At 24.7% G+C, this 26584-nt stretch carries 24 protein-coding genes and 3 pseudogenes; 17 read left to right on the forward strand and 10 right to left on the reverse strand.

From position 1 onward, the window contains the following. Positions 1-915 precede the first annotated feature (915 nt). From QIA27_RS04830 to bptA, 8 genes and pseudogenes are all read left to right on the forward strand, one after another. Positions 916-1863 carry a hypothetical protein gene (locus QIA27_RS04830; protein ID WP_418906223.1) on the forward strand — a complete coding sequence of 316 codons (948 nt, stop codon included), beginning with the start codon at positions 916-918 and terminating at the stop codon, positions 1861-1863. Positions 1864-2125: 262 nt separating this feature from the next. Then, complete coding sequence (locus QIA27_RS04835; RefSeq protein WP_418906224.1) at positions 2126-2311, forward strand: plasmid partition family protein; 186 nt, start codon at positions 2126-2128, stop codon at positions 2309-2311. A 224-nt stretch (positions 2312-2535) separates the two neighbouring features. Next, a pseudogene (locus tag QIA27_RS04840) lies at positions 2536-2586 on the forward strand (hypothetical protein); the annotation flags it as partial. Positions 2587-2763: 177 nt separating this feature from the next. Continuing rightward, on the forward strand, positions 2764-2925 hold the full coding sequence (locus QIA27_RS04845) for a hypothetical protein (protein ID WP_418906225.1): 162 nt from the start codon (positions 2764-2766) through the stop codon (positions 2923-2925). Positions 2926-3306: 381 nt separating this feature from the next. Further along, positions 3307-4254: a P12 family lipoprotein gene (locus tag QIA27_RS04850; protein ID WP_418906226.1), complete on the forward strand. Its 948-nt coding sequence runs from the start codon at positions 3307-3309 to the stop codon at positions 4252-4254. A gap of 270 nt (positions 4255-4524) precedes the next feature. Continuing rightward, the gene (locus QIA27_RS04855) at positions 4525-4848 is read left to right on the forward strand and encodes a hypothetical protein (protein WP_418906227.1); all 324 of its coding nucleotides are present in this window, start codon (positions 4525-4527) and stop codon (positions 4846-4848) included. Positions 4849-4892: 44 nt separating this feature from the next. Continuing rightward, complete coding sequence (locus QIA27_RS04860) at positions 4893-5024, forward strand: hypothetical protein (RefSeq protein ID WP_418906228.1); 132 nt, start codon at positions 4893-4895, stop codon at positions 5022-5024. A gap of 12 nt (positions 5025-5036) precedes the next feature. Beyond that, positions 5037-5654, forward strand: a complete 618-nt coding sequence (bptA, locus tag QIA27_RS04865) for a virulence-associated protein BptA (RefSeq protein WP_418885534.1) — start codon at positions 5037-5039, stop codon at positions 5652-5654. A gap of 229 nt (positions 5655-5883) precedes the next feature. On the opposite strand, the gene QIA27_RS04870 is transcribed toward bptA, so the two are convergent. From QIA27_RS04870 to QIA27_RS04880, 3 genes and pseudogenes are all read right to left on the reverse strand, one after another. Further along, on the reverse strand, positions 5884-6396 hold the full coding sequence (locus QIA27_RS04870; protein ID WP_418906240.1) for a P12 family lipoprotein: 513 nt from the start codon (positions 6394-6396) through the stop codon (positions 5884-5886). Between the two features lie 13 nt (positions 6397-6409). Next, positions 6410-6617: pseudogene (locus QIA27_RS04875) on the reverse strand (plasmid maintenance protein); the annotation flags it as partial. Positions 6618-7711: 1094 nt separating this feature from the next. Further along, a complete protein-coding gene (locus tag QIA27_RS04880; RefSeq protein ID WP_418885533.1) occupies positions 7712-8146 on the reverse strand; it encodes a hypothetical protein in 435 nt (144 codons plus the stop codon). 1172 nt (positions 8147-9318) lie between these two features. Between QIA27_RS04880 and QIA27_RS04885 the strand changes: the two genes are divergently transcribed. Further along, a complete protein-coding gene (locus QIA27_RS04885; RefSeq protein WP_418906229.1) occupies positions 9319-9444 on the forward strand; it encodes a hypothetical protein in 126 nt (41 codons plus the stop codon). Between the two features lie 34 nt (positions 9445-9478). Here the strand turns inward: QIA27_RS04885 and QIA27_RS04890 are convergent, their stop codons facing one another. The 3 genes from QIA27_RS04890 to QIA27_RS04900 all read right to left on the reverse strand — a co-directional run bounded on the left by QIA27_RS04890 (position 9479) and on the right by QIA27_RS04900 (position 15788). Then, complete coding sequence (locus QIA27_RS04890; RefSeq protein WP_418906241.1) at positions 9479-10303, reverse strand: P12 family lipoprotein; 825 nt, start codon at positions 10301-10303, stop codon at positions 9479-9481. A 278-nt stretch (positions 10304-10581) separates the two neighbouring features. Further along, positions 10582-11766, reverse strand: a complete 1185-nt coding sequence (locus QIA27_RS04895) for a type I restriction endonuclease (protein ID WP_418906230.1) — start codon at positions 11764-11766, stop codon at positions 10582-10584. Positions 11767-11990: 224 nt separating this feature from the next. Continuing rightward, the gene (locus QIA27_RS04900; RefSeq protein ID WP_418906231.1) at positions 11991-15788 is read right to left on the reverse strand and encodes an Eco57I restriction-modification methylase domain-containing protein; all 3798 of its coding nucleotides are present in this window, start codon (positions 15786-15788) and stop codon (positions 11991-11993) included. A 557-nt stretch (positions 15789-16345) separates the two neighbouring features. Here QIA27_RS04900 and QIA27_RS04905 point away from each other — a divergent pair. Then, positions 16346-16522, forward strand: a pseudogene (locus QIA27_RS04905) (Mlp family lipoprotein); the annotation flags it as partial. Positions 16523-17722: 1200 nt separating this feature from the next. Here the strand turns inward: QIA27_RS04905 and QIA27_RS04910 are convergent. Then, complete coding sequence (locus QIA27_RS04910; protein WP_418885530.1) at positions 17723-18319, reverse strand: chromosome replication/partitioning protein; 597 nt, start codon at positions 18317-18319, stop codon at positions 17723-17725. Between the two features lie 552 nt (positions 18320-18871). Between QIA27_RS04910 and QIA27_RS04915 the strand changes: the two genes are divergently transcribed. Genes QIA27_RS04915 through QIA27_RS04925 form a run of 3 tightly spaced genes read left to right on the forward strand, consistent with a single transcriptional unit; the run spans position 18872 to position 21034 of the window. Beyond that, on the forward strand, positions 18872-19768 hold the full coding sequence (locus QIA27_RS04915) for a plasmid maintenance protein (protein ID WP_418906232.1): 897 nt from the start codon (positions 18872-18874) through the stop codon (positions 19766-19768). Between the two features lies 1 nt (position 19769). Further along, positions 19770-20309 (forward strand): DUF226 domain-containing protein, encoded by a 540-nt coding sequence (locus QIA27_RS04920; RefSeq protein WP_418885528.1) that lies wholly within the window; start codon positions 19770-19772, stop codon positions 20307-20309. Continuing rightward, a complete protein-coding gene (locus QIA27_RS04925) occupies positions 20285-21034 on the forward strand; it encodes a ParA family protein (RefSeq protein WP_418885527.1) in 750 nt (249 codons plus the stop codon). The genes QIA27_RS04920 and QIA27_RS04925 overlap by 25 nt, the downstream gene beginning before the upstream one ends. A gap of 312 nt (positions 21035-21346) precedes the next feature. Here the strand turns inward: QIA27_RS04925 and QIA27_RS04930 are convergent, their stop codons facing one another. Beyond that, positions 21347-21955 (reverse strand): hypothetical protein, encoded by a 609-nt coding sequence (locus tag QIA27_RS04930; RefSeq protein WP_418906233.1) that lies wholly within the window; start codon positions 21953-21955, stop codon positions 21347-21349. Positions 21956-23124: 1169 nt separating this feature from the next. On the opposite strand from QIA27_RS04930, the gene QIA27_RS04935 reads away from it, so the two are divergent. From QIA27_RS04935 to QIA27_RS04945, 3 genes are all read left to right on the forward strand, one after another. Further along, positions 23125-23334: a helix-turn-helix domain-containing protein gene (locus QIA27_RS04935; RefSeq protein ID WP_418906234.1), complete on the forward strand. Its 210-nt coding sequence runs from the start codon at positions 23125-23127 to the stop codon at positions 23332-23334. A gap of 454 nt (positions 23335-23788) precedes the next feature. Then, entirely contained in the window at positions 23789-24055 is a 267-nt protein-coding gene (locus QIA27_RS04940; RefSeq protein ID WP_418906242.1) for a transposase, read from the forward strand. After that, the gene (locus tag QIA27_RS04945) at positions 24028-24339 is read left to right on the forward strand and encodes a zinc ribbon domain-containing protein (RefSeq protein ID WP_418906235.1); all 312 of its coding nucleotides are present in this window, start codon (positions 24028-24030) and stop codon (positions 24337-24339) included. The genes QIA27_RS04940 and QIA27_RS04945 overlap by 28 nt, the downstream gene beginning before the upstream one ends. A 342-nt stretch (positions 24340-24681) precedes the next feature. Here QIA27_RS04945 and QIA27_RS04950 read toward each other — a convergent pair whose 3' ends face one another. Further along, a complete protein-coding gene (locus tag QIA27_RS04950; protein WP_418885525.1) occupies positions 24682-24837 on the reverse strand; it encodes a hypothetical protein in 156 nt (51 codons plus the stop codon). A gap of 202 nt (positions 24838-25039) precedes the next feature. Further along, a complete protein-coding gene (locus QIA27_RS04955) occupies positions 25040-25192 on the reverse strand; it encodes a hypothetical protein (protein ID WP_418885524.1) in 153 nt (50 codons plus the stop codon). 311 nt (positions 25193-25503) lie between these two features. Here QIA27_RS04955 and bdr point away from each other — a divergent pair, with 311 nt between their 5' ends. Continuing rightward, positions 25504-25857, forward strand: coding sequence for a Bdr family repetitive protein (gene bdr, locus QIA27_RS04960; RefSeq protein ID WP_418906243.1), 354 nt, complete (start codon positions 25504-25506; stop codon positions 25855-25857). Positions 25858-26584 lie beyond the last annotated feature (727 nt).

The following is a 26584-nucleotide window of genomic DNA, read 5'->3' on the forward strand; positions in this document are numbered from 1 at the left end:
ATATAATTTTTAATTAGTATAGATATTTTGGCTCAAAACTTTAAACCGGTAAAGTAAAACTTTAACTTTTTGTAATTTTTACATAGAAGTAAATAAATAATGTTTATATGTTTTTATTCAATCTATTTTTTAAAGGAAAATCTGTTAAACAGGAAAATTTTTATAAAATAAATCCGGATGAATTCATTCTAATTAGTGAACATATTATCAATTTTACTATCACTACTCACCAATTACTTAGAATTATTATGGTTTCTGGAATTCCATTAACTCACCTGAAAAATCTAAATATTAAACTCTTTACAATTTCAAATTTAATATACTTTCTTATACTTTGGACAATGGCTTACAAATTCAAACATATTCTTTAATTTGCTCTAATGAAATTTCCAAATGTATTAAAAATCTGAATAAAAATAGATTAATATATATGAACAGAAAAAATTAATTATGTAGCAAAAAATATTTTGATTTTAGTATTACTACTAAAAAATTGGAAATTGCTTACTCTTTAATTGCGAAGCTAAAAAAGCCCTACATGAAACCAAATACAACTTTAATTCATAAAACTTTTTTTAGCTAAAACGACTTGTATATTAAATCTGCACACCTTTGGTTAATTTTTTAAACCTGTTTGTATCTTTCATTATTAATTCTTTCTTATTTATGTTTTTAAACACAATCTTGATTTGATCCTTATTATCATCTATTAAAACCTTAAAAATTAATCAAAATGTATTTTAAAAAAATCAAAACATTATAAAACTTCTGGCAATGAAAATATTATTATGATTATTCTAATAATCAATATTTAATACAATGTAATTCATATTAAGTATTGAATTATATTAAGTATTGAATTATATTAAGTATTGAATTATATTAAGTATTGAATTATAAGAAAGGAGAGTATTTATGAAATATAATATAATTGTACGCATGTTTGTTTTTCTATTTTTAACTGCCTGCAATCCAGATTTTAAAACCAACCAAAAAGATGTGAAGTATGGATCTAATAAAAAGGAATTAAATCTAAATCAAGAAACAAAGGGTTCAAAAGAAAGTAAAATCTCAGCATCAAGATCAAGGAAAAGTATAACTGATTTATCTAGAAAAGATATAGCAGTAAAAATAGCTGTAGATAATAAAGAAACGGGGAATGAGTTAACATCGATCGGTGGTTCAATTGCTGTACCCACAGAAGAAAGCTCAAAATCAACTAGGTCAACAGGTGGCATAGAAGTTACAGAATTATCAGAGCCTACAAAATCTCAAGAAACTTCATCTATAAAAAATGCTCGGGGTCCAGAAAAAATAGAGCAAGAGCCAGCTAAAGCTGAAGAAGAACAAAAAAGAAAAGCTGCTGAAGAAGAACAAAGACAAGAAGAAGAAGAAGAAAAACAAGCTAAAGACACAATTGAAATGCTTACAAAAAAAATAGATGGGATAAATAGAGATATCGATGCTATCAAACAGCGCGAAGATTTATCTTTGCAGAATGCAGAAGGATTAATAAGGTCACAAGAAGTTATAAATAGAATTACAGGGCCTATATACGACCATTTTACCAACGGCAGTAACGCTATATACCATGCTTGGTATGATTTAGATACAGACTTAGAAGAGTTATTGGAAAAATTGAGTAATACTAGAAGCGATTTAAGAGCTAAATTAAATGAAGGCAATCAAAAATATACTGGGATAGGGAATGAACCTGAATTAAAAGAAAATGTAAGGGCTGACGAAATTGAATCAGACTTAGATAAACTAAAATCAGAATTAAAAAGGGTTAAAGAATACCTTAAAAACGATTCTAATTTTGAAAAAATTAAAGAGAATATAGCCAACAGTGATGATGAATAGCTTTAGATGTAGTTAAACTTTATATACACAAAATAATAATCAGCAAGACATTTGGCTGGTTGTTATTTTTTTGCAAATTATTATAAATATAAAAACATTAACTACTGAAATTTTTTATTAAAAAAGCAAAAGAATTCTCCACTTATAATTGTAAAAATTTTTTAATTTAGGTAGAGATGAATTTTGCACGATAGCAATATTAATAAATTTCAAGCACTTTCTTCGATATCAGTAGGCCATTTCTCTTAATCCTACAAATTTATTGGAGAAGTTTATAAAGGAGGCTTTAAAAAATGAAGAGTGGGATAAAAAAGAATATGAACTTTTAAAAAATGAACTTAAAAATAGAATTGAGAATGATAGCAAAAATAAAATAAATATGATGAAAATTTTATTAAAAACTAGAAATGGGAAGCCTTGTATTTTAGATAGGTATCAAAGGTTTTAAGATTTTATATTGAATTTTTTAAAATAGCCAAAACTCAAGCTTATGTTATATTTAAATAGCAAAACTTCTTTTTGAAGTAGAGCTTAAAGAGATTGATATCATAGAAAATGGAATTGATAAAACTTTAGTTGATTTAATAAAAGGCAAAAATTTAAGTTTACATAGATTTAATAAAACAGATTTGACTTAGGTTTAAAACGCAAGAAAAATGTGATTTTTATAAAAGGAATCCAAAATTTACTAATATATTCTTGAAGATTTTTATCAAAAAATAAAGAGCAATTTATTAAAAATTAGAAAAATATGAAAATAATTAAAAATACTTTTGGTCTACTTAAACTTTTAACAACTTTCTTACTAAAGCTTACTAGTAAGAAAGTTGAAAATTCAGGTGGTTTTAGTGACGATGGAGAATAAAATGGCTCTTTAATTTCAGGAGTATATTAGTAGTATTGTCTGCAAACGTTAAGCTAAGATCATTAGAGAATAAAGAAGGCATTTTTATTGAATTTAAAGCAAAATCTGCTAGCAATAAAGCTACAAGTAAGAAGTTTTTAAACAAAGTAAAGGGAACAAATACTAATTTTAGTAAAATGCTAGTAATGAAAACATAAAAAAGCTTTACTTAAAAGTGCTACTTCTGGAAATAAAGGAACAAAAGATCTTATCGTTTTAAACAAAGAAATAGATAAATTATTTAAAGCTTGATAATAGCGCAACAGTATCTTCTGCGATTATAGAGCTTATAATCTCTACTAAAATAACAATCTTTGGTCAATCTTGATAGAATAAAAAAAACAATCTAAACAATAATTATTTGGGGTTAATGTACTGTGATTATTATCTAATAAGATAGTTTAGGGTTGCTTTTGATAAGCACAAGATAGAATGATTTCTTTGTATTAAGAAGAGACCTGTGTTTGTAATTTCATAGGAATAGCAATATATTTGTATTTAACAGCTATGGATCTATAAAGATTCTAGCAGGAGAAGATATGAAAAAAAATATCTTGACAATATACATGTTAATGTTAATAAGCTTGCTATCATGTAATACAAGTGGCACGAATGAATTAATGAGCAAAAAAATAGATAAAAGGGAAGATGGGAAAATTTTAGGCTTTATAGAGAAAATTCAAGAAAGTGTAGAAGTTGTTGAACAACATGTGGGAGAAGAGAAAAAACAAATACCACAGGCTGTTTCTGAAAACCCTGTTAATGTAAATAAAAATTTTCCATATTATTCTCAAGAAGAAATAAAAATAAAAGAAGAAGAGTTGGTCCCAAATACTGATGAAGAAAAGAAAGCAGAGAAAGCAATTAGCGAGGGAGGTCTTGAATTTGCTAAATTAGATTATGACGAAAATAAACTTAAAAATGAGTCTGATCAATTGGTGTCTAGTTTTAATAAAGTTTATGATGAAATCTCAGGACTTGCAGATTCAATAAAAACAGAAATGCATATTGTAGGAAGAATAAATCATATAATAAAAACAAATCCTAGTATAAAAAAAGAATATCGGAAGAGAATAATACAGAATAAACAAGAAAAACAGAATCTAATTAATTTGTTCAATCAGTTATTAGAAAAGAGGGGTGATATTGAAGAGCTTAATACTCAATTGGATAGTGGAATTAGCGAGAGAGCATCTGCAAAATACTTTTTTGAGAAAGCCTCAAAAACTTTAAAAGATGCTATTACCGAAAGATTAAAAAACGAACGTAGAAATTGGTCAAGAAGAACATATAATAATTTAGCAATACAAGCAAAAAATGAAATGGAGAATGCTTTAAGGCAGTTAAATACCTCTTCTTCTAAGATAGCTAAAGCCATGGAAATAAAGGAAGAGATAGAACAACTTATTCAAAAAGCAAAATCTTTTCTAGATTCTTCAAAAAGTGAAATCTGTTCTAGCAATAGATTTGTGATTTTTAAGAGATAAGAAAATAAAAAGATATATTTTATAATAAGATTAATTATTTGGAATTAAAGTCTTCTGTTAAACTGCAGCCTCTTCTGAATAGTTTAATGCTTTATACTTTTTATTTTGGCTATCTTGGATACAGGCCGAAACAAAAATTAAAAGTGTTAAAATACTATTTTGTGGTATTTTGTATTTTTTTACATAGAAATAGTTTCAATTTTTATTTTATATAAATTAAAACTATTTCTATATTTATTTCCGATTGATAATAGTATAATGATAAAAGGTATGAGAGTAATAGTGTTATTAATGTTTTTTTTATTAATTCCTGGTATATCGCTTTTTTCTAATGAAGCATTTGAAGAGGTTGCCATTATAAACAATAGCAACAAGTCTGATTTAACTTTATTGCTTACATTAAAAACCCAATTCGGAACTTTTACTTTAGGGCATTTCAAGGGATACATAGATTTAAAGTTTAATGTGAAAATTGTAAATAACACAAAGCTTGTACTTAACAAGTGGTATATTAATGAAGTTTCTCTAATAGAGTCTCCAATAAATTCTAAGCCTATTCGGGGGTTAATAATTTTTCTTTTGATATACATATAGATAGTGAAGATGCACTGTTTAATCAAATAAGAAAATCAGCAAAAATGAATGGAATTGAAGCATACCTGGAATATTTTGATGAAAAAACTAATGAGAAAAAAAAATATACTTTTAAAGTAAGTAAGAAAAACAGTATAGATTTTTTTAATGCTTTTGAAATGTTGGTTGCAAGATAGGATAGATTATTAATGGGTAAAATATTATTTTGTGGTTTACTATTAATTTGTATTTTTTTAGCTTCCTTTTTGCTTGTAAAACAAGATAGAAACGGATTTTATAATAAAAAGATTGAAAAGTTTGATGATGGTAGAACTTCTATTGAAGAAGCTTATAGATACCATTTTAAAAAAGGCGATTTAAAAGAATTGTTTTTTTTAAAATCAATATTGATAATTCCTGAGCATGAAAATAATATTAATGCAACAGGCTATTTGGCAGATGCATATAAAGCAATGAATCCTAATTATAGTTTTAATTTTACAGTGCATGATAATAAAATTTTGGGCTTTAAAAATATAATTTTTGAAGGACTGGAAAATGAACAAGCTTCAACCCATGAAAATAATATACCAAGTGAAAAATGGCAAAAATTAAATGCTTATAACATCGGGGATTCTAATCTAAAAAAGGAATTTTTTCATTTGAAGTTTCCTGTTTTGGTAAAAAATACTTTAGATGTCGCTATTTCTAAAGCATTTTTTACTAAACTTAAAAAGTTAAAACGAATAAAAATTATTTTAGTTACTAATGAAGATAAACAATATAAAATTGACATAGAAAATTTTATACTAAAATATAATTTTTAAGTTGTATTGAAATACACTCCACTAATTAATTTCATAAAAATTTTTATAAAATCTTCTATCATTTTCGTTTAAAGACTAAGTCTAATTGCTTATACAGCTAGACTTTTGTTTTATTTTTATTTAAAAAATAATTTTTTTGTAAGGTTAGCTTTATTTAAAAGAAACCTTTTCATGCAAAATGGTATACATATATATTAAAGTCTTCTTTAAAAGAAGACTTTAATATATTCTAATATATTTCCTTATTTATAAGACTTGTTAAAATAGTTTTTGCATTTTCAATAAGTTCTTCTATTTCTTTACTTCTTGCTATTGCCTCACCCGTTTTAGATCCGTAAGACTCTAATTGTTTTAAGACATTCTCTGCTTCATTTCTAGCTTTCCTGGATAGTTGTAATGCTGCATAAGATACTCTATTATTATTTTCTAATCTTTTGATAATGCTTTCTTTTAAACTTTCCTGTGCCTTGTTGTAAAATGCAGCTACAGATTCTATATTTTGTTTTGCAATATCAATTTCATATATAAGTTTTTCAAGTTCAATATCTATTTTTAAATCATTTTGCAATTGTGCTAGTTTTTTTATTTTATTTTTATTATTGATATAATTTTTGTTTAGTAATGTTAATTCATTATAAATTTTTTCTCTTACATCTTGAAAATCAGATCTTATTGAAACATATTTCTTTTTAAGATTATAAATATCTTCAATTAATTTAGAAAATCCGTCATATTTTGTAATGAACCCCTATACTTTTAATTGTTTTATTTATCTTAAGGCAATACTCTTTTTGGGGATAATTAAGGCTATAGTAAATTTCGGCACCACAATTTAACTCTCATGTGTTTGTGGTAGTTGGTTGTAACTTTTATTTCTTTTCCTAATTTGTAAAGATAATTTTGCATTGTTTTTAACTTAATTGGAGCTTGACCATTTCTTTTAAAGTTTTCATTAAGGTAATATTATTTTGAATAAGTATAATGATTTATTTTAATTTTTGTTTATATTTTTTGGTTGTAATTTACATCATATAAAAGACTTTGATAAATTTTTAGCAGGAATGGAGCATTCATTTAATGATTTTAGCTAATAAAAAATAAAAAGATTAGAAATAGAAGAAAAAGAGCTATTTAAAAGAAAAAAGAGAGCAATTAGTAGTTAAAATTTAATTGATATAAGGGTGTGCTGTATATTATTTTTAATGTTTTTTCTATTGAGGTTTTTGTTAGAGGGTTTATTATATTCTTTCCATAATGTTTTTAGAGACGTTATAGTTATTATAGATTAATGTAAAGTGTGGTTTGTCTTTATATGTTTTTTAATTTTTTTCTTGTTATAATTTAGTTTTGATAAGAATATTTTTATATTGTGCAACATTGATAGTAAGATTTTTCTTTATTTATAAGTTTGAAAAGTTTTATATTTATTTTTTTGTTTTTATACGAAAATAGGCAGTGCTAAAAGTCAAAATTACAGAAAAACATTTGGGGCTTTGCATTATTCAAAGTGCGATATTTGCAAAATTATCGCAAAACTTCTTGAAAAGAATTGATCAAAAAAAGGGAATTGAAAATCCAAAGGAAGATAGATCTTGATGTAATTTTAAATTTTTTTGTAGCGAAATCCCAACGTTTTTTTCTATCAAAAAAATATCATAATTTTATATTATAGTAAATTACTTGATTGTATCTGCAGCGCTCATATATTCATTAGGAATGAAAAAATGGAATAGAAGTCTCTTAGATTGTTGGATAAGATGATTGCCATTTTAAATATTAGAGAGGAAGGACTTATTAAACAGTCTATTAAAAATATTAATAAAAAAGGTAAAGGCGGGGTTGTTTAAAAAAGACCATCTATTCGTAGCATAAAGAAATGGTCCATTAATAATAATTTATTACAAAAAATTGTAATATCAGTAAAAATCAGTAGGATACCAAAAAGATTGAAAATACTCTTAAAGAAGAAAGTTTAAAAAAACGAATCATCAAGAAAACAATCTGGGCTTAATATTATTTTTGAAAATAAAAAGCTAAGCCCCCTATGTTCTCTGGACTTACTCATTCTTATTTTCTGATTTCTCTGTTTTAAGCAAATCTAAGGCTCTATTGGTAAAGAAAATCATATATCTTTCATCTGATTTTTCCAATCTAGATTCTATTTTATCTAATCTGTTTTCAACTCTATTGAGGGAGCTTTTCATCTCAGCTCTAACTTCATTAACCGAATTATTTAAATTTTTAGTCTCAACTTCAAGTGTTAGCAATCTTTTATCTAAATTATCTATTCTGGTATCTAATTTATCTATTCTGGCATCTAATTTATCTATTCTGGCATCTAATTTTTTATTATCTTCTTTTAAATTCCCTAATTCTAAGTCAATTTTAGTAAGCCTACCGCCAAATTTATAACTTATTGTTAAAATGCTAACTAAAGTTACTAAAACGCCAATTAAACTGCCAAAATCCTTGATTAAATTATAAAAATCCATATAACAACCTGCTTATTTATTTAATTATATTTAATCTTTGAAGTATAAGCAAATAACCAATATTTTATTGGCACTCTTGTCCTTAATTACACTATCTCCTGCCTTAAAATAATTATTTTTTAATTCTCTAATAACTTGCTTCATATCGCTTAAAACACAATATTCAATCACACTACACTCAATTTCAAATTAGAAAGTGTATCTTTTTTAGCAAAAAAAGTTGCAAAGAACACCAAGTATAGATAGAGCCTAAAAATAGCTCTATCTATGGCTTGAGCAACATTTAAAATGTATCTTTTCTTTTTAATACATATCAAATAATTCTTTTCCTAAATTATTAACATTGACTTTATTTTGTGTAATTATTTCTTTACAATAGAAAATAAATTTGAAAAAAAACTTAGATTTTTATTTAAATATTAGATTTGTATACTAATACAAGTATATTAGATAATAAGAATATTTCTATTAGAACAATATAGATAAAAATTTAATAATTTACAAAGATTTAAAAGAGCAATTAAAAATGAGTTTAAAAAATGAAATTGATACTAAAATACATAGAATGAAAATTCTATATAAAATTAAAACAAAAAAACTTTATAAATATAAAGTTTTAAGTAAAAATAAGCTTGGGTTTTAGCAACTACAAAAGAAGATTTTACAAATTTATCAAAACTTTTAAAATCTTTATACAAAAGTTTTGGAAGGTAGTTTATCTGTCGATAAGATTAAGGAATTATGATTTGAAAATATAAAAAAATATATAGCTTGACAAAATTTACTTTCAGTTTATTTTCTTTCATTATTATATTTAGTTGCAATATTAAACAAAATATCTTTTTTTTCTATGCTGAAACAAGTTCTTTTAAAATATGTTCTTTTTTATACCTTCTTTTACAAACGCATATAATTCTTTATCTCTCATGATTACATTTATAAATACTTTTATACCATTTAAAAAATGAATCTTACTTTAAATAACTACCATATTCTTCATATAACAGCCTTCCTATATCTTTCAATCTTTCTATCGACCATCTTTCAAGTTGAAAACTGGAATTGACTGAGGCTATTGGAAACAAGGATGGTGATGGCTGTGCAGCGACGATTTTTGAGAAAGATGAAATAAAAAAGGATGATCGGATTGTTGCTGCTATTGTTCTGAAGAAATGACTAAAGATAGAAAATTTGCTTTGGGTGGTGATTGTGGAGAGAGGGCATTTAAAAGTACTATTGAAAGTGCCATACAAAAAAACATTGGAAAGCTTGATCAGCTTCGTGATAACAGTTATTGAAGATGCTCCTGATGCTTTATCTTTATATACTTTCTTATTCATTAAAACTTGCTAAAACGGTTTTTGCATTTTCAATAAGTTCTTTTATATCCTTCTTGCTGCCTAGTGCCTCATTTCTTTTTAAAGAAGAAGCTTCTAAATTAATTAAAGAGCTGCTTGCATCCATTTGAGCTTGTTTAGACAATTGTGCATAAGATGCATTTTTTTTGCTTTCTAATCTTTTAATAATACTTTCTTTTAACCTTTCCTGTGCTTTGTTGTAAAATGCAGCTGCAGATCTTATTTCATTTTCTGCTATATCAATCTTATTTATAAGTTGATCAAGTTCAATATGTTGTTTATTTAACTCATTTTGCAATTGTGCTAATCTCCCTATCTTATCTTTGCTGTTCTTATAATTTTTCATTAGTAATGTTTTTTTATTTTGAATCTTTCCTATCACATCATAAAGATCATCTCTTATTGAAGTATATTCATTTTTAAGTACAGACATATCCTTAATTAACTCAGAAAATCTAGAGTCTCCAAGAATATTCTCTATATATTTAATTGCTTCATCTGCTTTCTTTTCTTCATCAGTAGAAGGAATTAAATTCTCTTTTTTATCTCTTTTTTTTTGAACATGCCCAATTGAAATATTTGATATACCAACCTTATTATTCAATGATTCTGAAGACACTCCAGGCTCTACAGGAATAATTAAATCCTTATATTTCTGTTCTCCAAAATTTTTAGTAAAAACTTTTCGCTTTTCTTGATTACTGTATAAATTATTAAAATCACCTTCTTGAACACTATCCGAAACTTCTTTTATATCATTGTTGTTTTTTTTGTCCTTTATTGCCGGATAATTTAGAATCTAGATTGCAAGACGTCAAGCCTACTATTAATAATGCATATAAGAGCAAATTTTTTTCATAAAAACACTCTCCTTTTCTCTAATCAAGAATATTATATATCATAAATAATAATTATTCTTAATTAGGCATTAATATCACTTTGTTTAAATTATAATAAAATTATTTATATTTTATATTTTTTTACTTATCAATTAATCAATTATTTGACAAACTCTAAACTACTATTTCTATCATCTTTGATTATGGAAATAGTAGCTTACTAAAACATTTAAAATGTTTATGCATTACTTAATGTATTTTTTGAAACAATATTGTTATAACTTAGTTTAATAATATATTTAATCTCTTCAATTTGAAGATCCGATGTACATAGAATCTCAATATCTCCTCTCCCCCATTTACCAATATTCTTAACACATCTAGTAAAACCTTCTTTTAAAGTTATTTGATTTAGAGCAACAGTAACAGTAATATTTATTTTGTTTACTCTAGGCCTAAAGCTAAAATCTACAAAATATCCACCCCGCACCTTAAATCCTGTATAGTACTTTGTTTCAACCTTCTCAATTACATCAGGATTTAAAGCAAAAATAAAATTTTCTAAGTTTTGGTATATTGCTTTCATATCGGAATTTAATTTTTCAAATCTTTTTAAATTTTCAGTTTTAATATTATTGTCTTTTATGTCAGAACATATGCCATCTTCTATGTTATTTTTTTTACTCTCTACGAATACATCGTTTTTTTCGCTAAACATACCAAAAGCATTTTTAATAATATTATTAAATATATTGTCTAAACATGTTTCTTTAAAACCAATTTTAGCTTTAAAAAATTCAAGAAAATCATCACTTGTATTTTTCATTTCTTTTTTTAAATAATCTAAAAGTTTGTCTGTATATTTTTTTTCTAATGCAAAAGCTCTGGCCTCTTCAATATTTAAAGAATTTCTAGAAAACTTTTTAAGATATCCAAAATCTTTAGATGTTAATTTTTCTAAATTAATAACCATAAAAGGCTCATTATCTAGTAAATTATCTTTATCTAAGTCAGAATAGAATCTATATTCTATACCATCTGTTAATATGCCGAATTCAACTCTCTTTTCTTGAGAACGAATATTTTCAAAATAAGGTTTTAATTGCTTTAGATGGCTTTCAAGCTTTTCTCTACTATTGTGATATTTAGCCTCTATCAAAATAGTGGGTTCTTCCTCCTTTTTTGTTGGATAAATAATATAATCGGCTTTTTTTAGTCCATTAAGCTTAGGAATATCTGCCCTATATTCAACTTTAACAATTGAAAGGTCAGTATGATCATAACCCATCGCATCTAAAAATGGATCAATAAGATTCTGCCTTGTTTGTGCTTCGTTTTCAACAAGATCCTTATAATTTTGTATTTTTCTACTTACATCTTTTATTGATTTTATAAAATTTATATATTTGCATTCATCTAACATAATTATATATTAGCAATAAAATTATAAAAAATTTATTTTTAAATTAATTTTTAAAATGTCACTTGGTATTTAATATCTAAGTTTTACCACTTTTTTATCTAAATTATCTACTTTAAACCCTTTAAGTGCCGCTCAGTTCCTTTTTTCTGCCTCATTGTTTAGTTTAAAATCTTATTTTTTTTATTTTTTTTCTTGTCTTATTCATACTAAAAACCTTTATTATTTCACAAATAATTCTCATATCCTTTTATTAAAGACAAAATATGTTCTTCTCCTTTTTTATTTTTTAATGCCTTAAAGTCATTAAGCAAAACTCTAAAATCTTCTTTGGTTAGTGAATAAAGACTCGCTACAATAAAATTGTTTTCATTTTCTTTTTCTTTAAAAAATTCATCTTCCACATCTAATTTTAGTATTTTATTAACTTTTTCTTTACTAAAATCAAAATGTTTCAAGTAGAGTAAATGGGAGAAATTTAAAGGATCATTTTTGGCTATTAGTAAGGAAGTGTTTTTTACTAAAGTTAAATATAGTGGATTAGCTAAAATATCTTTTTCTTCGGGCTGAGGCATTGGACATTGATAAAGGCACGGTTTTGTAACATTTGAATCAACAAATCTTCTGATTATAAAGTCAAATGCAAATGAGTTAAAAATAGATATAATAAATAGTTTCTTATAAATAGATATTGGTGTTTTTTTATGATTTATATACATTGAATTTACGCAATGACAATTTTTAGGAGACAAAGTACTAATCATAGTTCTTTCATCGGTATTTCTTGCAATTTTTCTATAAAGTATCCTTTCCGTTTGATACTGATCATTTTCATTTAATAATTTTTTCAAATATTCTTTTGCTATCCATAGCAATTTAGAATTTTCTTTTGCATCTTTATTTTCAAAAAATCTTGAATCAAATTGATGGATATTAGCTCCAGAATAAAGAAATATAAAGTTTTCACTACTATGCTCTTTAAATAGCGCCTTATATTTTGTTAAATGTAATCCTTCTTTAAAATTAATATATGCTTCATTAAGAACACTAAATGAATTAAACATTTTTCTAATTAAATTAAATTCTTCATTATCTTTAAATTCAATAATTGATTCTTGAATAGGAGATAGTTTTTTAATTTGGTCTATATTTAATTCAATTCCTTTATAAGCATTATTTTTACCATCTCTTAAGTCACTAATTATTTCTTTTAAAATATTATCACTGCTCTGAATCATAAATTTTGCTTTAAAATTTGTTGTAGGAGCTTTAGTATTGATTACTTGAAATATTGCAAATTTAAAGCGAGAATCTACATCTTGAAATCTTTTTTTGTTTTCAAATTGGTAAATATAGTTAAGTTTATAGTTATTAAAAATATGCTTTCTTAGCGATCTAGAACTGCATTCACTCCAAAGACTTGAAGGAGTTAGATAGGTTAAATTACCCTTTTCTTTTATTAGTTTTAAATTAAATGCAACAAAGTATCTAAAAAGATTTGGATCACCACCACTAGCAAAGTTTTTAAAATCAAATTTATAAATATTGTTAATAGCGCTTATACTATTTTTTTCTTCATTGTATTCAATATTTAAAGGGTGATTGCTTTTACTAAGTATTTCTTGCTTTGTTTTATTTTGCTCTTTTATACTTATTTTTCTGTAGTTAGGAATATGTTTTGAGAAAAATTCTGCTTCATTAAACTTAGTTTTCTCCCATGGAGGATTCCCAATTACAATATCAAATCCTTCCTGAATATCTGGAAACTCAATTCCATAGTGAAAAAATTTATAGTAGCTGCTTAATTTTCTAATTATCTCTATTTTTTCTTTATCTTCACTAGAAGTTTTATTGCCCAAAATATTTTCAATTAAACTAATTACAGCTGTAATATCACTAAATTCTATATTTAAAGATTTGTCAAAAGATAATGAATAAAGTTTAATTAAAGAGAATATTATTCTTAAATTATCTATATCTTCATTTTCCTCATATTCTTTGTATATCTTTTTAGATTTTTCTATATCTTCTTTAGTAGTATCGTTAATGCTTTTAATTTTTTGATAGTTATTTTCTAAAATAGTTGTAATTTCTTTAATTCTTTTTTTAAATAAAGAAAATCCACTTTCAAATTTCTTTTTTGTAATATCAAAAAATTCATCTTTAGTATATCCTAGCAGAGCATTTCCTACTTTTATATGATGCTCAATAAAGCTTAGTGGTGTTCCAAAAATAAAAGTATTAATCCATAAACTTAGCATAGTAATTTCAACCGAAATAGGATTAATATCAACACCATAAATACACTTCTTTAGTAGCATCCTTTTAAGTACTAATTCTTTACTTATACTATCCTGAACATCATATTCTTCACTTTCTTTAAGAATAGCTCTATATTCTTTATCAAGCTCTTCTTTTACGTCTTCAAATTTGTCTAGCTCATACCATACTTTTTCTGTTAAGTAATCTAAACAAGAAATTAAAAAATGCCCCGATCCACAAGAATTGTCAATGATTTTTATATCTAAAGGGGACTTGGTTTTAAGCTGTTCTTCAATTGAAGATATGACCATAAAATCAGTTAAGTCATCTGGGGTATAATATGCTCCACTTTTCTTTCTATCAAGCGATCTTGATGTAAGATAAATATTGCCCTTATAGTATGTAGCAACTTTGTTTGCGTTCTTGTTTACAAACTCTTCTTCAGTACGAATGAGATAAACCCCATCTTCAACAATACGATGAACAGTAGTATCTGCAATTCTTAGGTCATATTCAAGCAGAGTCTCGTATAATTCTCCAAAACTTTTAGGATCTAGCTTTGAATACTCTACAAATTTTCTATCTTTAATATTTTTTTCTTCAAAGAAAAGTATTTTAACTAGTATTTCTTCAAGTTCATCAATGCTTAGTAAATTTTCATTATTTAAATATTTAACCTTATCTTCTGCAAATAATCCTCCATTGAATATAGGGAACTTTATTGCATCACTTCCTTTGTCAAGTAAATTGAAAATTGTTATTATTTTTTTATATCCCAATTTATTTTTTGAATTTTCATCATAAAAAAAATATCTAAAAGATATAGAAGATCTATATAGCTTATTTTCTTCTAATATTTTCTTAAATATTTCGTTATCTTCAATATATGCAATAAAAAATATTCTTAAAATAAAAAGAATTGATTCTTCAAGCATGCTGGCTAAAACATGCTGAGTAATTTCTTTGTCTGATACTTTAAATTCTTTGTCATATATATTTTTTGCAATTTTAAATACTATAGAGTCGTCGGGCCTCTCATAAAGTATCTCTCTTAGAGTTTTTTGAATTATCTCTTTTTCTTTAGATATTTGTTCTTTTTCAACTTTTATTACATTACTTGTCTTTAGGTATCTTTCTTTTCTTATAAGGTAGCTGAATAAAACAAACCATTCTTGTTCTTCGTATTCTTCTTTTTCTTCAATTTTAGAAAAATCAAATTCAATATATCTTTTTTCTCCATAAAGGACTTTAGATTTGTCATATAATCTCCATACCTTTCCATTTGAAAGTATCCCATAATGTTTTTGATATTGATTTAGATATCTATATAGCTGATCTTCTGCTTCTTTTACTTTATTTTTAATGTCAAAACTAAATGATGGACGCTTAACTTCTACTATAAGCAAGATATCTTCGGCTAGAATAGGCTCATTATTTTTTTTAGATTCTTCCAATTTATTATTAAAATCTACTTTGTCTTTATCATTTTCAAAAAGTAGTATATCTACTCTAGACTCTACCCCTTCTATTTGCCCACCTTTTTGTTGTTCTACTGAATAATTTAACTCTTCGAATATAAATCTTAGTAAAGACTCTATATTTGCTTCTGTTGAATTATCATCTATTGAAGAAAGTTTATTTTTTACAATAATAAAAAAGTCTTTTAGCGTATTAATATTTTCTTTTTTTATAAAGTCTTTTGATAGTTCTTTATAAAGAGATATGTTTGGATCATTTGTTTTTACAATGTCATTAGTTTTCATTATTTTATTTTATCATTTATAAACAATTGCGCTCAAAAATTGCTTATTTGTATTTTTTTTACTTAATGATGAAAATAAAAAAATCTAAAAAATGATATCAACAGTGATAATTAATTTTTAAATAAATAACGAACTTAATAATAAAATTTATTCTGTAGAAAATAATTTTCAAAAAGACATATCTAGCTTGAAATAAGATATTAAAAGAAGGAGATATTCAACTATGTCACAGTATTTTAACAAAGAGATGTCTGATTTGCTACAAAATATCAAAAAAATTGCCCCCAACTCCAAAAAGAATCAGCACTGTTTATGAATTAAACAGTGCGCCTAAATACATAATTGAAAAATTATATGATAAGATAAGAAGGTGCAATGATAATAATAGTAAATGCAATAACTTCTTCACTTGGCTTTCTATAGATACTCAAAACAAAAAGAATTAGCCGCCGCCTTAGTTTATGACTTCTTAAAATTAAAAACAACCGGTGAAAACTTAATACTTATATCAAAGGAGCAATTTCCTGTAAAAAGCCAATCAGAATAACAACAAAAACAACTATAATAATGACAATAAATATGGAGCCGGCAAAAACGAAATAGAACAATATTTCAGAAACATAGTTGAGGGTATGTTTGATAATAAAAATTCTAATGTTGAGATTTATCAATGCCTTAAAAATGAAATTTTAAACAATATTACCAAACATTTTGAAGGTCTTACAGACAATTAAAACATAACAACAGTACTTAATCACATAAAAAACTTGCCAAATATCCCTATGTCCCTATAGCAACCCCCTTATTGGGGTGGCTTTACTATGCAAGCATATTGCTATGATGAATAATAAATTTATTTACCAATTCACATCAGTACCAGTAGAATAATTTTCACTTTCTTAACACTCTTCTTCAATTCTTCAAAGTAAATCATCTATAGTTTTTCACTCTTGATAGATAGAATTTTTCTTTGCAAATAGGTTTTTTATTGATTGAATTTTGGTTTATTAGATATTTTTAGATTTTTATCATTAAAATTAACAAAATCAATCAATACACTGATTTTATTCATTTATTGGAGCTAATGCTTCGGGTATTAATGTACTCAACAACAATCTGTCTTCTGTGTCTCAGACTTAATTTGTCTTTTAAGCTCTTTAAATTACTATTTATCCTTTTCTGCCTCCTGTTTTCTACCCCATTTTTAAAACCTATTATCTTCAAGCTCCTTTAATTCTTTTATTTTTTCTTAAATCTCTTTTAATACTGGACCTTCAACAAAACCCCCAATTATTTCTTGTATTCCATCTTTTAAAAATCCCTTAATTTGTTTTTTTTAAATCTTGTTCTCTTTTTTTTTACATCTTTATTGCTTGCATAATTCTTGAAAGAACTTATCAGTACAAAAACTGCACAAATAATAAACATTTTTCATTTATAATTATCACCTCTCAAAATTAAAAAATTATAAATCAAAGTTCTTCATTTATAATTTTTTAATAAGTAGTAAAAGCAAGAAAACCAATAATCCTAAATATTTGCTAAAAATGAAAATAAATTCAAGAAATTTTAAAGGAAATTATCAAAAAAAACAAAAAGGTTTTATAAATAGAATTGATCTAGATTAAAAGCTGCCAAGCCACATAAGAAAATTTTATATCAAAGAAAAGACTTTTTAGATAAACTGTCTCATTACTTTGTAGCTAATTATAAAAACATAACAATAAAAAACTTGTCTATTAAAGCAGGCAAAAAGAATTTAAAGCTAAAAACCTAATATTTGATACTAACAAACATCAAGACTTAAATTTTAAAATGAAAAAAACCCTTTTCCGGGCATCTTTTCGACATTAAACTAGGCAAAATAAACTTAAGCCTACTAGAAATACTAGATTACCATTAATCAAACATTAAAGTCAACAAAACTTGAAAATTTATTTATTTCTTTTCTTTTTAAGAAAATCATATTTAATTATGATCTCTGATAAAATATCTTTTTTGTTTTTAAAAATATCCTCTAAAATAAAATAGACTCTTTTAGTATCTTTTTTACAAAAATCATATAATTCATTATCTTTTACTAAAATTCTAATTGGAGTATTTTCTTTGCTGTTTTTATTCATATCTTCTTGATTTATTTCTAATAATCCTTGTTTTTGTATAGCATGATATATGCTATTAAAACCTACCTCCTTAATTTTATCAATAGAAACAACGCCTTCCAAAACCTTTTCATAAACTTTTAAATATGTATAAGCCTGGGTTTTTGCAATTATAAAAGATTTTATAAATTGTTCAAAGCTTTTAAAACCATCGTATTTATAAAGTTCTTTTTGCTTAATTTCATATAGAATTTTCATTCTTTGAATTTTATTGTCAATATCATCTTTCAAGTTAAGCTTTAATTGGTCTTTTAGATCGTTGTAAATTATTAAATTTTCATCTTGACTATTTAAATTTTGACTTTTATCAATAAAATCTTCAAATCTGTCATTTAGAATCATCTCTTTTTTATTTTGTTTTTTCCCCATTTGTCCTCCTATATTTATTTTTGTTTTAGAAGTATACATTTTTATGTATTTAACCATTAATTCGCATCTAAAAAAAGAAATTTTGACCAACGATATGGGCAAAAAAGATATATGATAAATCTCATATCACTAATCTGTGAATAAATATTGGCACAAATTTTAATTTGTGTCAATATTTATAGTTTTTTGATAAAAAATTACTAATAACAAAAAAATCGTTCGGTTCTGAACGAGAAAAGAAGCTATTTCTATAATATTTGACTTAGAAATATCGGTTAAAGAAAATATATTTTTTAGATTGTCTTGATTATTTATACTTTGAGCGTTATTTATTGTTTTATTTTTAATCAAGCTCATTGAAAAGCTTCTTCCTAGTTATTGCATAAAACCAGGACACTTTTTTTGTTAAAAATTCAAGCCTAGTAACTTAAATATTATTAAAAATAATTCTTAGATTTAATTTTAAGAGGGGTTGAAATTTATTATTTTATGTATTATAGTTCTTAACTATAAATTAATAATTAAATACACATTAAACTGGGGGGCAAAAAAATGAAAGCTGTTATACCTAATAATAACTACCAAATTAATGCTAATAAATCCAATAAACTACTTTCAAAAGATTGCAAACTTAAGAAAATAATTTCTGTCATTATTTTCTTAAACAAAGAGTTTGAAAAAAAACATAATGTATCAATACATGGAATTCATTTCGATTCTGAAAAACTAAAAGAACTTCGGGTTCATCATCAAGGAGATATACTTCGCGTACTAAACTCAAACATAGACAAAGAAAACAAAAAAACAACTACAATTAATACTCTAAGACTAGATTTAAGATTTTTAGTTGAGCTAAAAGCATTAGAAAAAAGAATACTAACATTCTCAAATAACTTTGGAGAATTCAAAGGAAAGCTTTGTATATATAAAGTGTCACCTATTGCACATAAATTGATTGATGCATATTTTAGTAGCACTAAAGCAGACCTAATTAAAAAAGTAAAGGAAGAAAAAAGGTCTTTTGAACCTCAAAATATCACTGAAAATATCACTGTATATAATAAACAATATATAAATATATATAATAAGAATTCTATAGAAAACTCTTTCTTCAAAAGAATTAAATCAATAGTTTCTAGCACTAAAAAACCAATTAAAACATTAAAAAATACTTTATTAAACTATAAAGATTTTAAAAATTATTTAAAACATGATTATGAGGTAAGAGATATTAGAGAATTTTTCTTATCTAAACTAAACTTTTATAAGAATAAAATCCACTTTATGAGAAAAACTGCCCCTTATAAAACTGATTTTTATATTCTTGCAGGAGAATTTAAAGATACCTATAATACTAAGTGGAAAGTAAATAGAATAACTAGTTTCTCAGGACATGCTGGCGTAATAGCCAATAATATTTTAGATAACATTTTGAAAAAAGGATCATGATTTGAGTAGTTTGCTTGAAAAACTCAGAAACAAAAAAAACAATATAAAAAAAAGAATTATATTCAATAGAATCGAAGAAGTAAATAGTAGAAAAATATACTGCACAAAAATATTTAAACATTTAGTTGGTTTTAGAATTACAAATAAAGGAGAAAGACTAAGACTTACTTTCCAAAAGTTTAATAATACTGAAGATTTTCTTTTTTTTAATCTTTTCCCTTTAAAAGAAGATGATAAGTTCTTAGAAATAAGATATAGACATGATAAACTGGATAAACCCTTTTTTCTTAAAAAAGAAAATAATAAAACTTATGCAATAAAGAAGCTCTATTATATAGAGTTTGCTTTTAAAAATGGTTCTATTAAAGCATATGTTCAATCTTTGAGAACACTTCTAAGAAAAAATAAAGAAAATACTGAGTATTATCAATTTAATTTATCACACTTAAAAAAAATGGAAAAAAAAGTATATGAATTTTATAATAAAAAATTAAAAGATGAGGGAGTTATAAATAAATGGATCAAAAAAAACCAATTATAATTACACTTGCAAGTTTAAAAGGAGGAGTTGGGAAAAGCTCACTTTCTATACTTTTTTCTTATGTCTTAAAAGAATTAGGCAAAAAAGTATTATTAATTGATCTTGATCCACAAAATTCTTTAAGCTCCTATTTTAATAGGTATATAACTAATATTAAAAAACATAATGTTTATGAATTTTTGAAAGGAAATACATATTTTGATCAATGTGAAAATAAAATTAATGAATATATTTCTATAATTCCTTCCCATCCTGTTTTAGAAAAATTTAACACAGATGATATAGATTATAAAGAAATTATTTTAGAATTTAGATTAAATAAAAGTAGTAAAATTTTTGATTTTGATTATATTATAATAGATACTTCTCCTAGTAGAAATTTTCTTTTAAAGAATGCTTTAAATGTTACAGATCATATTATAATCCCAGTTCAAGTAGAAAGATGGTCAATCGAAAGCTTTTCTATTTTAACGGAAACTATCAATAATATTCAGAATATTAAAAATAAAAAATACAATATTTCTATTATAGAAAACCAATTTATTAAAAATAGGAATACCTTAAAGGAGGTTGAGGGTGTGCTGTATAAAAAATATGGCAAATATATAAAAGGGAAAATTCATTTTTCAAATAGTATAAAAGTTTTTATAAATGACCTTTTAGAGCCTTCTTTGAAAGAGGTTTATTATAGGGAAGCTGAAAATGCTTTAAAAGATATACTTTAAGCCCATTAAATATCAAGGTGATTATTTTGAAATTTATTTTTAAATTGATTTTTTCTAAATTGTGTGCTAAAAGCATATAGCTTATTAATTTAGTTTAAATTTTATTCATTTTTGCTTTTCAATTTGTTTTACTTTTTTTATTGATAAAGAAAGATTTAAAATGATCTTCTAATAAAGAAAATTTTTAAGATAAAATCTATAGTTTTTAACTAATTATATCATTTAATAAAATAAAGAATCCCCTAATATTGGGGGATTCTTTATTTTATTAAAATACAATGAATAAAAATAAGATATTGTATTTTAATTTTCTTATTTTATTTCTTCTTCTAATTCTTCGTCTTCTTCATCTCCAAAGTCTTCTCTGATGATTTCTTCTTGTTCTCTTTCTGCTTCTAACTCTGCTTCTATTCTGCCGTCAGGGTCATCTATAAATTCTGCATCTCCTCCTCCTGGTACCGGGCTTCCTAATAATGGTTTTTTCTTGCTTTTTAATAAATTTTTTTTAAGTTCAGATAATTGAATTATATATGTCTTATTATCTTTAAATTCTAATAAAATGTGATCTTTATGTTTTTTTATAGAATTTAATTTATTATTACCAATATTTATAATTTTTAAAGCTGTTTTAACGCCTAGAAGCATAGCTTTTTTAAAATCATATTTCCTTTTAGATTTTACTTTAAAAAGCTCTTGATTATTAGTACAATCTTTAACTATAATTCTCCTATCTTCTTCTTTTATACAAATTGTAGTATTAGAACCTTTTTCAGTGTCTATATTTTCTTTATTAGTAGGATTCAAAACTGATTTGGCCTTTACTTTAAAATTGTATTTTTGGCTTGATTGAGAATCATTAAAAAAATGATCACATGAAAAAAATAATAAAGATAAACCTAAATTAATAATATATTTTTTCAATTTATACTCCTTAATTTAACAATACTTTATTTAAAAGTATATATTTGATTTTTTATTAACTATTTTATAACAATATTGATATTATTTTATAGAGGTAGCAAAAGATGTAAGTATAAAAATACAAGCTTATAAGGGATGGTATTAAAAGTTAGGCCGAAACAAAACAATTTTTTATTGATCCTTTTAATGCGATGGGTTATTATTATGCTTATCCTTCATTTATTCAAGTTGAAGCTGCAATTAGTTTTGCTAAAAATAAAATTAAATAAGATTTAACTATGTACTTTGTTCTAAGTATAAAAAGAGCAATTAAATAATTATTAAAGATAGCAAAAAGAAATTAAAGAACTTTTAAAAATTAAAGAAAATAATGTTCATATATTTAAAAATGCAATAATGTATCAAGGTAAATATCTTAAAGCTAAAGATATTAGAACTGAGCAAAACGAAATAGCAGATAAAAAAAATTAGAATTTTGTTTTTATTTAGTGCTCTTTAATAGTCTTTTACTGGTTTAAAGAGGGGAGCCACGCCTTTGTCTTTATTTTAATTAAGGTAATTATAAATGTTCATAAAATTTGCCCTTGTAAGCGTTACTTTTAAATAAGCAGCGGTAATTAAAGCAGATGTAAATTGTAAATTGTATTTTGTATTTTACCAAAAACTTAAAATTTTGGTAAAATACTTGATCTCCCATTACATTCAAGATATAGTTTGCATATTAGCTATAGCTAGCATAAGTGATAATTTTAAAGGGATTTTGATATTAGAGAAGAAGGGAGAAAAAAAGAGTTGGTGTGTGGGTGTGGGCGCGTGCAGTATACTTTAGCTGATTATAATATAAAAATAATAGTAAGACATATAAGAATTTTATAGGAAATTTTTCTAAAAAATAAAACAAAAAAATACAAGATTCCATCAAGCGATCTAATTGAGCTAAAAAGGCATTCAAACAACCTAACTGTCAAAAACACACTAATTAATTTGAATACCACATAAAATACTTCATAAAGCAATGTAATATAAAAGATGTATTGAACTTCTACTTAGTGAAATTCAAATTAAAGTATAAAAACAAAATATGATTTATCAGTACTAATTTTAAGGGTAATTATTTTTTAGATTTAGTTAGCGAATTTAAAGACAGGTATAAAATTATTTATGAGCGAATGGATAAAAACCTTATTTTAGGAATTAATCCTAAGATAGATAAACCACAAGTTATTTATGGAAAGCAAAAGGGTTATTTTGCAAGAGTATTTAGATGTGTAAGATTTTTATATAACAGAATATTAAGTGATAAAAAAGATTATTATAAAAAAATAAACAAAGTTTTCTTACTTATTCAAGTAAATATAAAGAGGTATTTCTATTTTTAAAGGAAGTTGATAGTTTAGCTCTTTGTAATGCCCAACTTGACCTAAATTCTGCATATAGTAATTTTTTTAGAGAAATTAAAAAGGGAAATAAAACACAAGGATTTCCTAAATATAAAAGCAAGAAAAACAGACAAACTTTTAGAACTAATAATCAAAAAAAACTCAATAAGAATAGAAAATGATTATATAAAGTTGCCTCTAAAATAGGATTTGTAAAGTTAACTCTACATAGAAATATTAAAGACAATGAACTTATTAAAAATGTGGTGTTAGAAAAAGATACTGATGATAAATATTACACGGCAGTAGCATTTGAGTGCTTAGATGCTAAAAATAAAAATAAAATAATAAAATAATAAAATAATAAAATAATAAAATAATAAAATAATAAAAAGGAGGTAGTTGGTATTGATATGAGTATGAGGCATTTTTAGTAAGTAATAAAGGTGAGAAAATCAATCATCCTAAATATTTACTAAAGAATGACAGTAAACTTAAGAAATATCAAAGAAAACTATCAAGAAAACAAATAGGTTCTATTAATAGAGCTAACTCTAGATTAAGAGTTGCTAAGCTACATAGGAAAATTTCAAATCAAAGAAAAGATTTTTTACATAAATTATCGTATTACTTTTTAGATAATTATAAAAACATAGCAATAGAGAACTTATCAATTAAAGGTCTACAAAAAGGATGTTTGGGAAAAGTATTAATGATTTAGGATGGTGTGAGTTTGCAAAACAATTATCATGTAAATCAGAGTGGTCTGGATCCTTTTTATATAAAGTGGATAGATACTTTCCATCAAGTAAGCTATGCAGCAGTTGCGGTATTAAAAATATAACTCTAAAATTAAGTGACACTAGTTGGACTTGTGGGAGTTGTAATACTTTGCATGATAATAGGTATGTGCACTTACTTAAAAATATTTTAATGGTTTATGCAATTATTGATAGTTATTTAGATAAAAATGTAAGTTATTCTTTAGCTTGGATACTTAATTAACATTTATAGCTTTTGTAAAGCTTAAGTTATCTAAGTAGTTTGAGTTATTAATATCAAATATTGGGGTTTTAGTTATAGATTTTTTTAAAAAAATAGCATCCCCAATGCGTTTTCATTATACAATTATATATTGTGGACTTAAAAGATTTAGGCGATTTTAAAATAAAAGAAAAATGTTTTGATAGTTTGTAGGAACACCACCACGAGTAAGCTTCATTTTCTCAATAGATTTAGTTGATTTTGCTGTTGCAATTTTTTATTCAGTTTTAGTAGTTGGGTAGTTGCTATATCTTTTTTTGTTTTGTATTCTGCTTGTACTTCTCTAAGTCTTTTTTGAAATTCTTAACCAGATATTTGTCTTTTACTTTGAGCTTGCTTGAGAAATTCTATTTCTTTAGTATATTCATTATTCAATTTGCTCAATTCTTTTCTAATTTTTATTACTTCATAAAAACTCTCTTCAAGTTCCAATATTCTTGAAGAATCTTTTTTTATCATCTTCACCGCCAGGTTCACTAGCATTGTTTTTACAATTAATAAAAACCATAAAAGCTGCTAAAAAAATATTGTACTTGAAATTTTTTTCACATTAGCCTCCTTAATGAAAAGCACAAGATATTATTCTTAACTTAAGATTCTACTTTAACTTTTTGATGATATCAATATAGTCTTATTCAGCAAAGATAAGGCAATGACTTCTTTAAATATTTATTTTTCTAGTTTTAAAAATACTTTTAATAAAAAACATTATTAATACATTTGCAATATCGTTGATAATTAATGTAAGGCGTAAGATAGAGCCCTTCTTCTCATCAAACAAACCCAGGGATTCCTCTTTCATTTCATCTCTCATGAATACTTAAGGCTTATTCTTACAAAGAAATAAAAACGAAGGCAGGAACTGCCTGAAGTAAAGCTTGTGGATCATGCTCTAGTGGATGACCGTTCTTTTAGAACCTAAAAAGCTATCATGGATGAAACAAGAAGCTATTTCTATAATCTTTGATTTAAAAATATTAGTTCACAGTAGGTATTAAGGCAATTTTTTAGAAATTATAATATAATTAATTATTAAGAGTGTTAATCATGAAAGTGGCGTTGACGACAAATATTACTGAGGATCAAATATATAAAGAGTTTTTGCGACTAGGAATGGAGTAATGAATAGCACAAGATTTATCAAAAAGATATTATCACAATGATCTTACCTATAGAGATTTAGAGAATTTAGAAAAACAATTTGGTATAAAGTTTGAGAATCTTGATTTTAAGATTGCTACTGTAAAAAGCAGCGAACTTACTGCCAAGATAGATAATGTAGAAAAAAATTTACAAAAAGACATATCTAGTTTGGTACAAAATCTTACAAAAGAAATGAAAATTAATAGCCGAATTTTTTTGGAAAAGCTTAAGGTAAGTAACAGAATTACAATTTTTATTACTGTAGTAGTTTTGCCTTTTATGATAACCAATGTAGTTTCCTTTGTTATGTCGCTAATTACTAGGTTTTTCAAATAATATTTACTAAAAATTTTTTACCCCCCCAATAATTAATTAAGAAAAAAGATTTTAGATATAATTTACTTTTGTAATTTAGTTGAATAATATTTGATTCTGATATTTTAGAAGTAATGAAAGCATTACAAAAACTATCAGTTTCTAATATTTTTGTCGTTATGAGTGCTGTATTTTTGTGAATTTCTAGGATATGTTTCATGGTTCTATAACCAGGTCTAATTATGATTTCTTTATTTTTGAGTAATAGGTAAATCTATTGTCAAATGGCCTATAAGACATCTCCATAACATAGTTTGGATCAATATTAGTATTTATTTAGAAATTCTTGTACTTTTACTAATTTCCAAAGTCTAGGATCGGTTTTGTCCCGTATTTTTTGCGAGCGTCTTTTTCGGGTAAATTCGCAAAATCTTTAAGTTTTTTAGAAGGTTTTCTTTTTGTATAGTCAATAGCCATTTTGTCTTTGTTTGTGCAAATCCCAGTAAGATGTATGTCAAAAATATTTTGTAAAGAAATTCTTTTTTTATAAATATTTTCATTTTAAAAATCTTTTTTAGTAAAAAAATAATTAGGCAAACCGTAGTTTAATTCTTCTAAATGAATATCAAGAATATTATTTTCTAAATAATATTCTTGATATTTTAAAAAATAAATCTTTCAAATATAATAAGGATTTGTAATCATTATATTTAATTTCCATAAATCAATATAATGATTTAGTATTTAA

Source organism: [Borrelia] tanukii, assembly GCF_030439725.2.
Classification (GTDB): domain Bacteria; phylum Spirochaetota; class Spirochaetia; order Borreliales; family Borreliaceae; genus Borreliella; species Borreliella tanukii.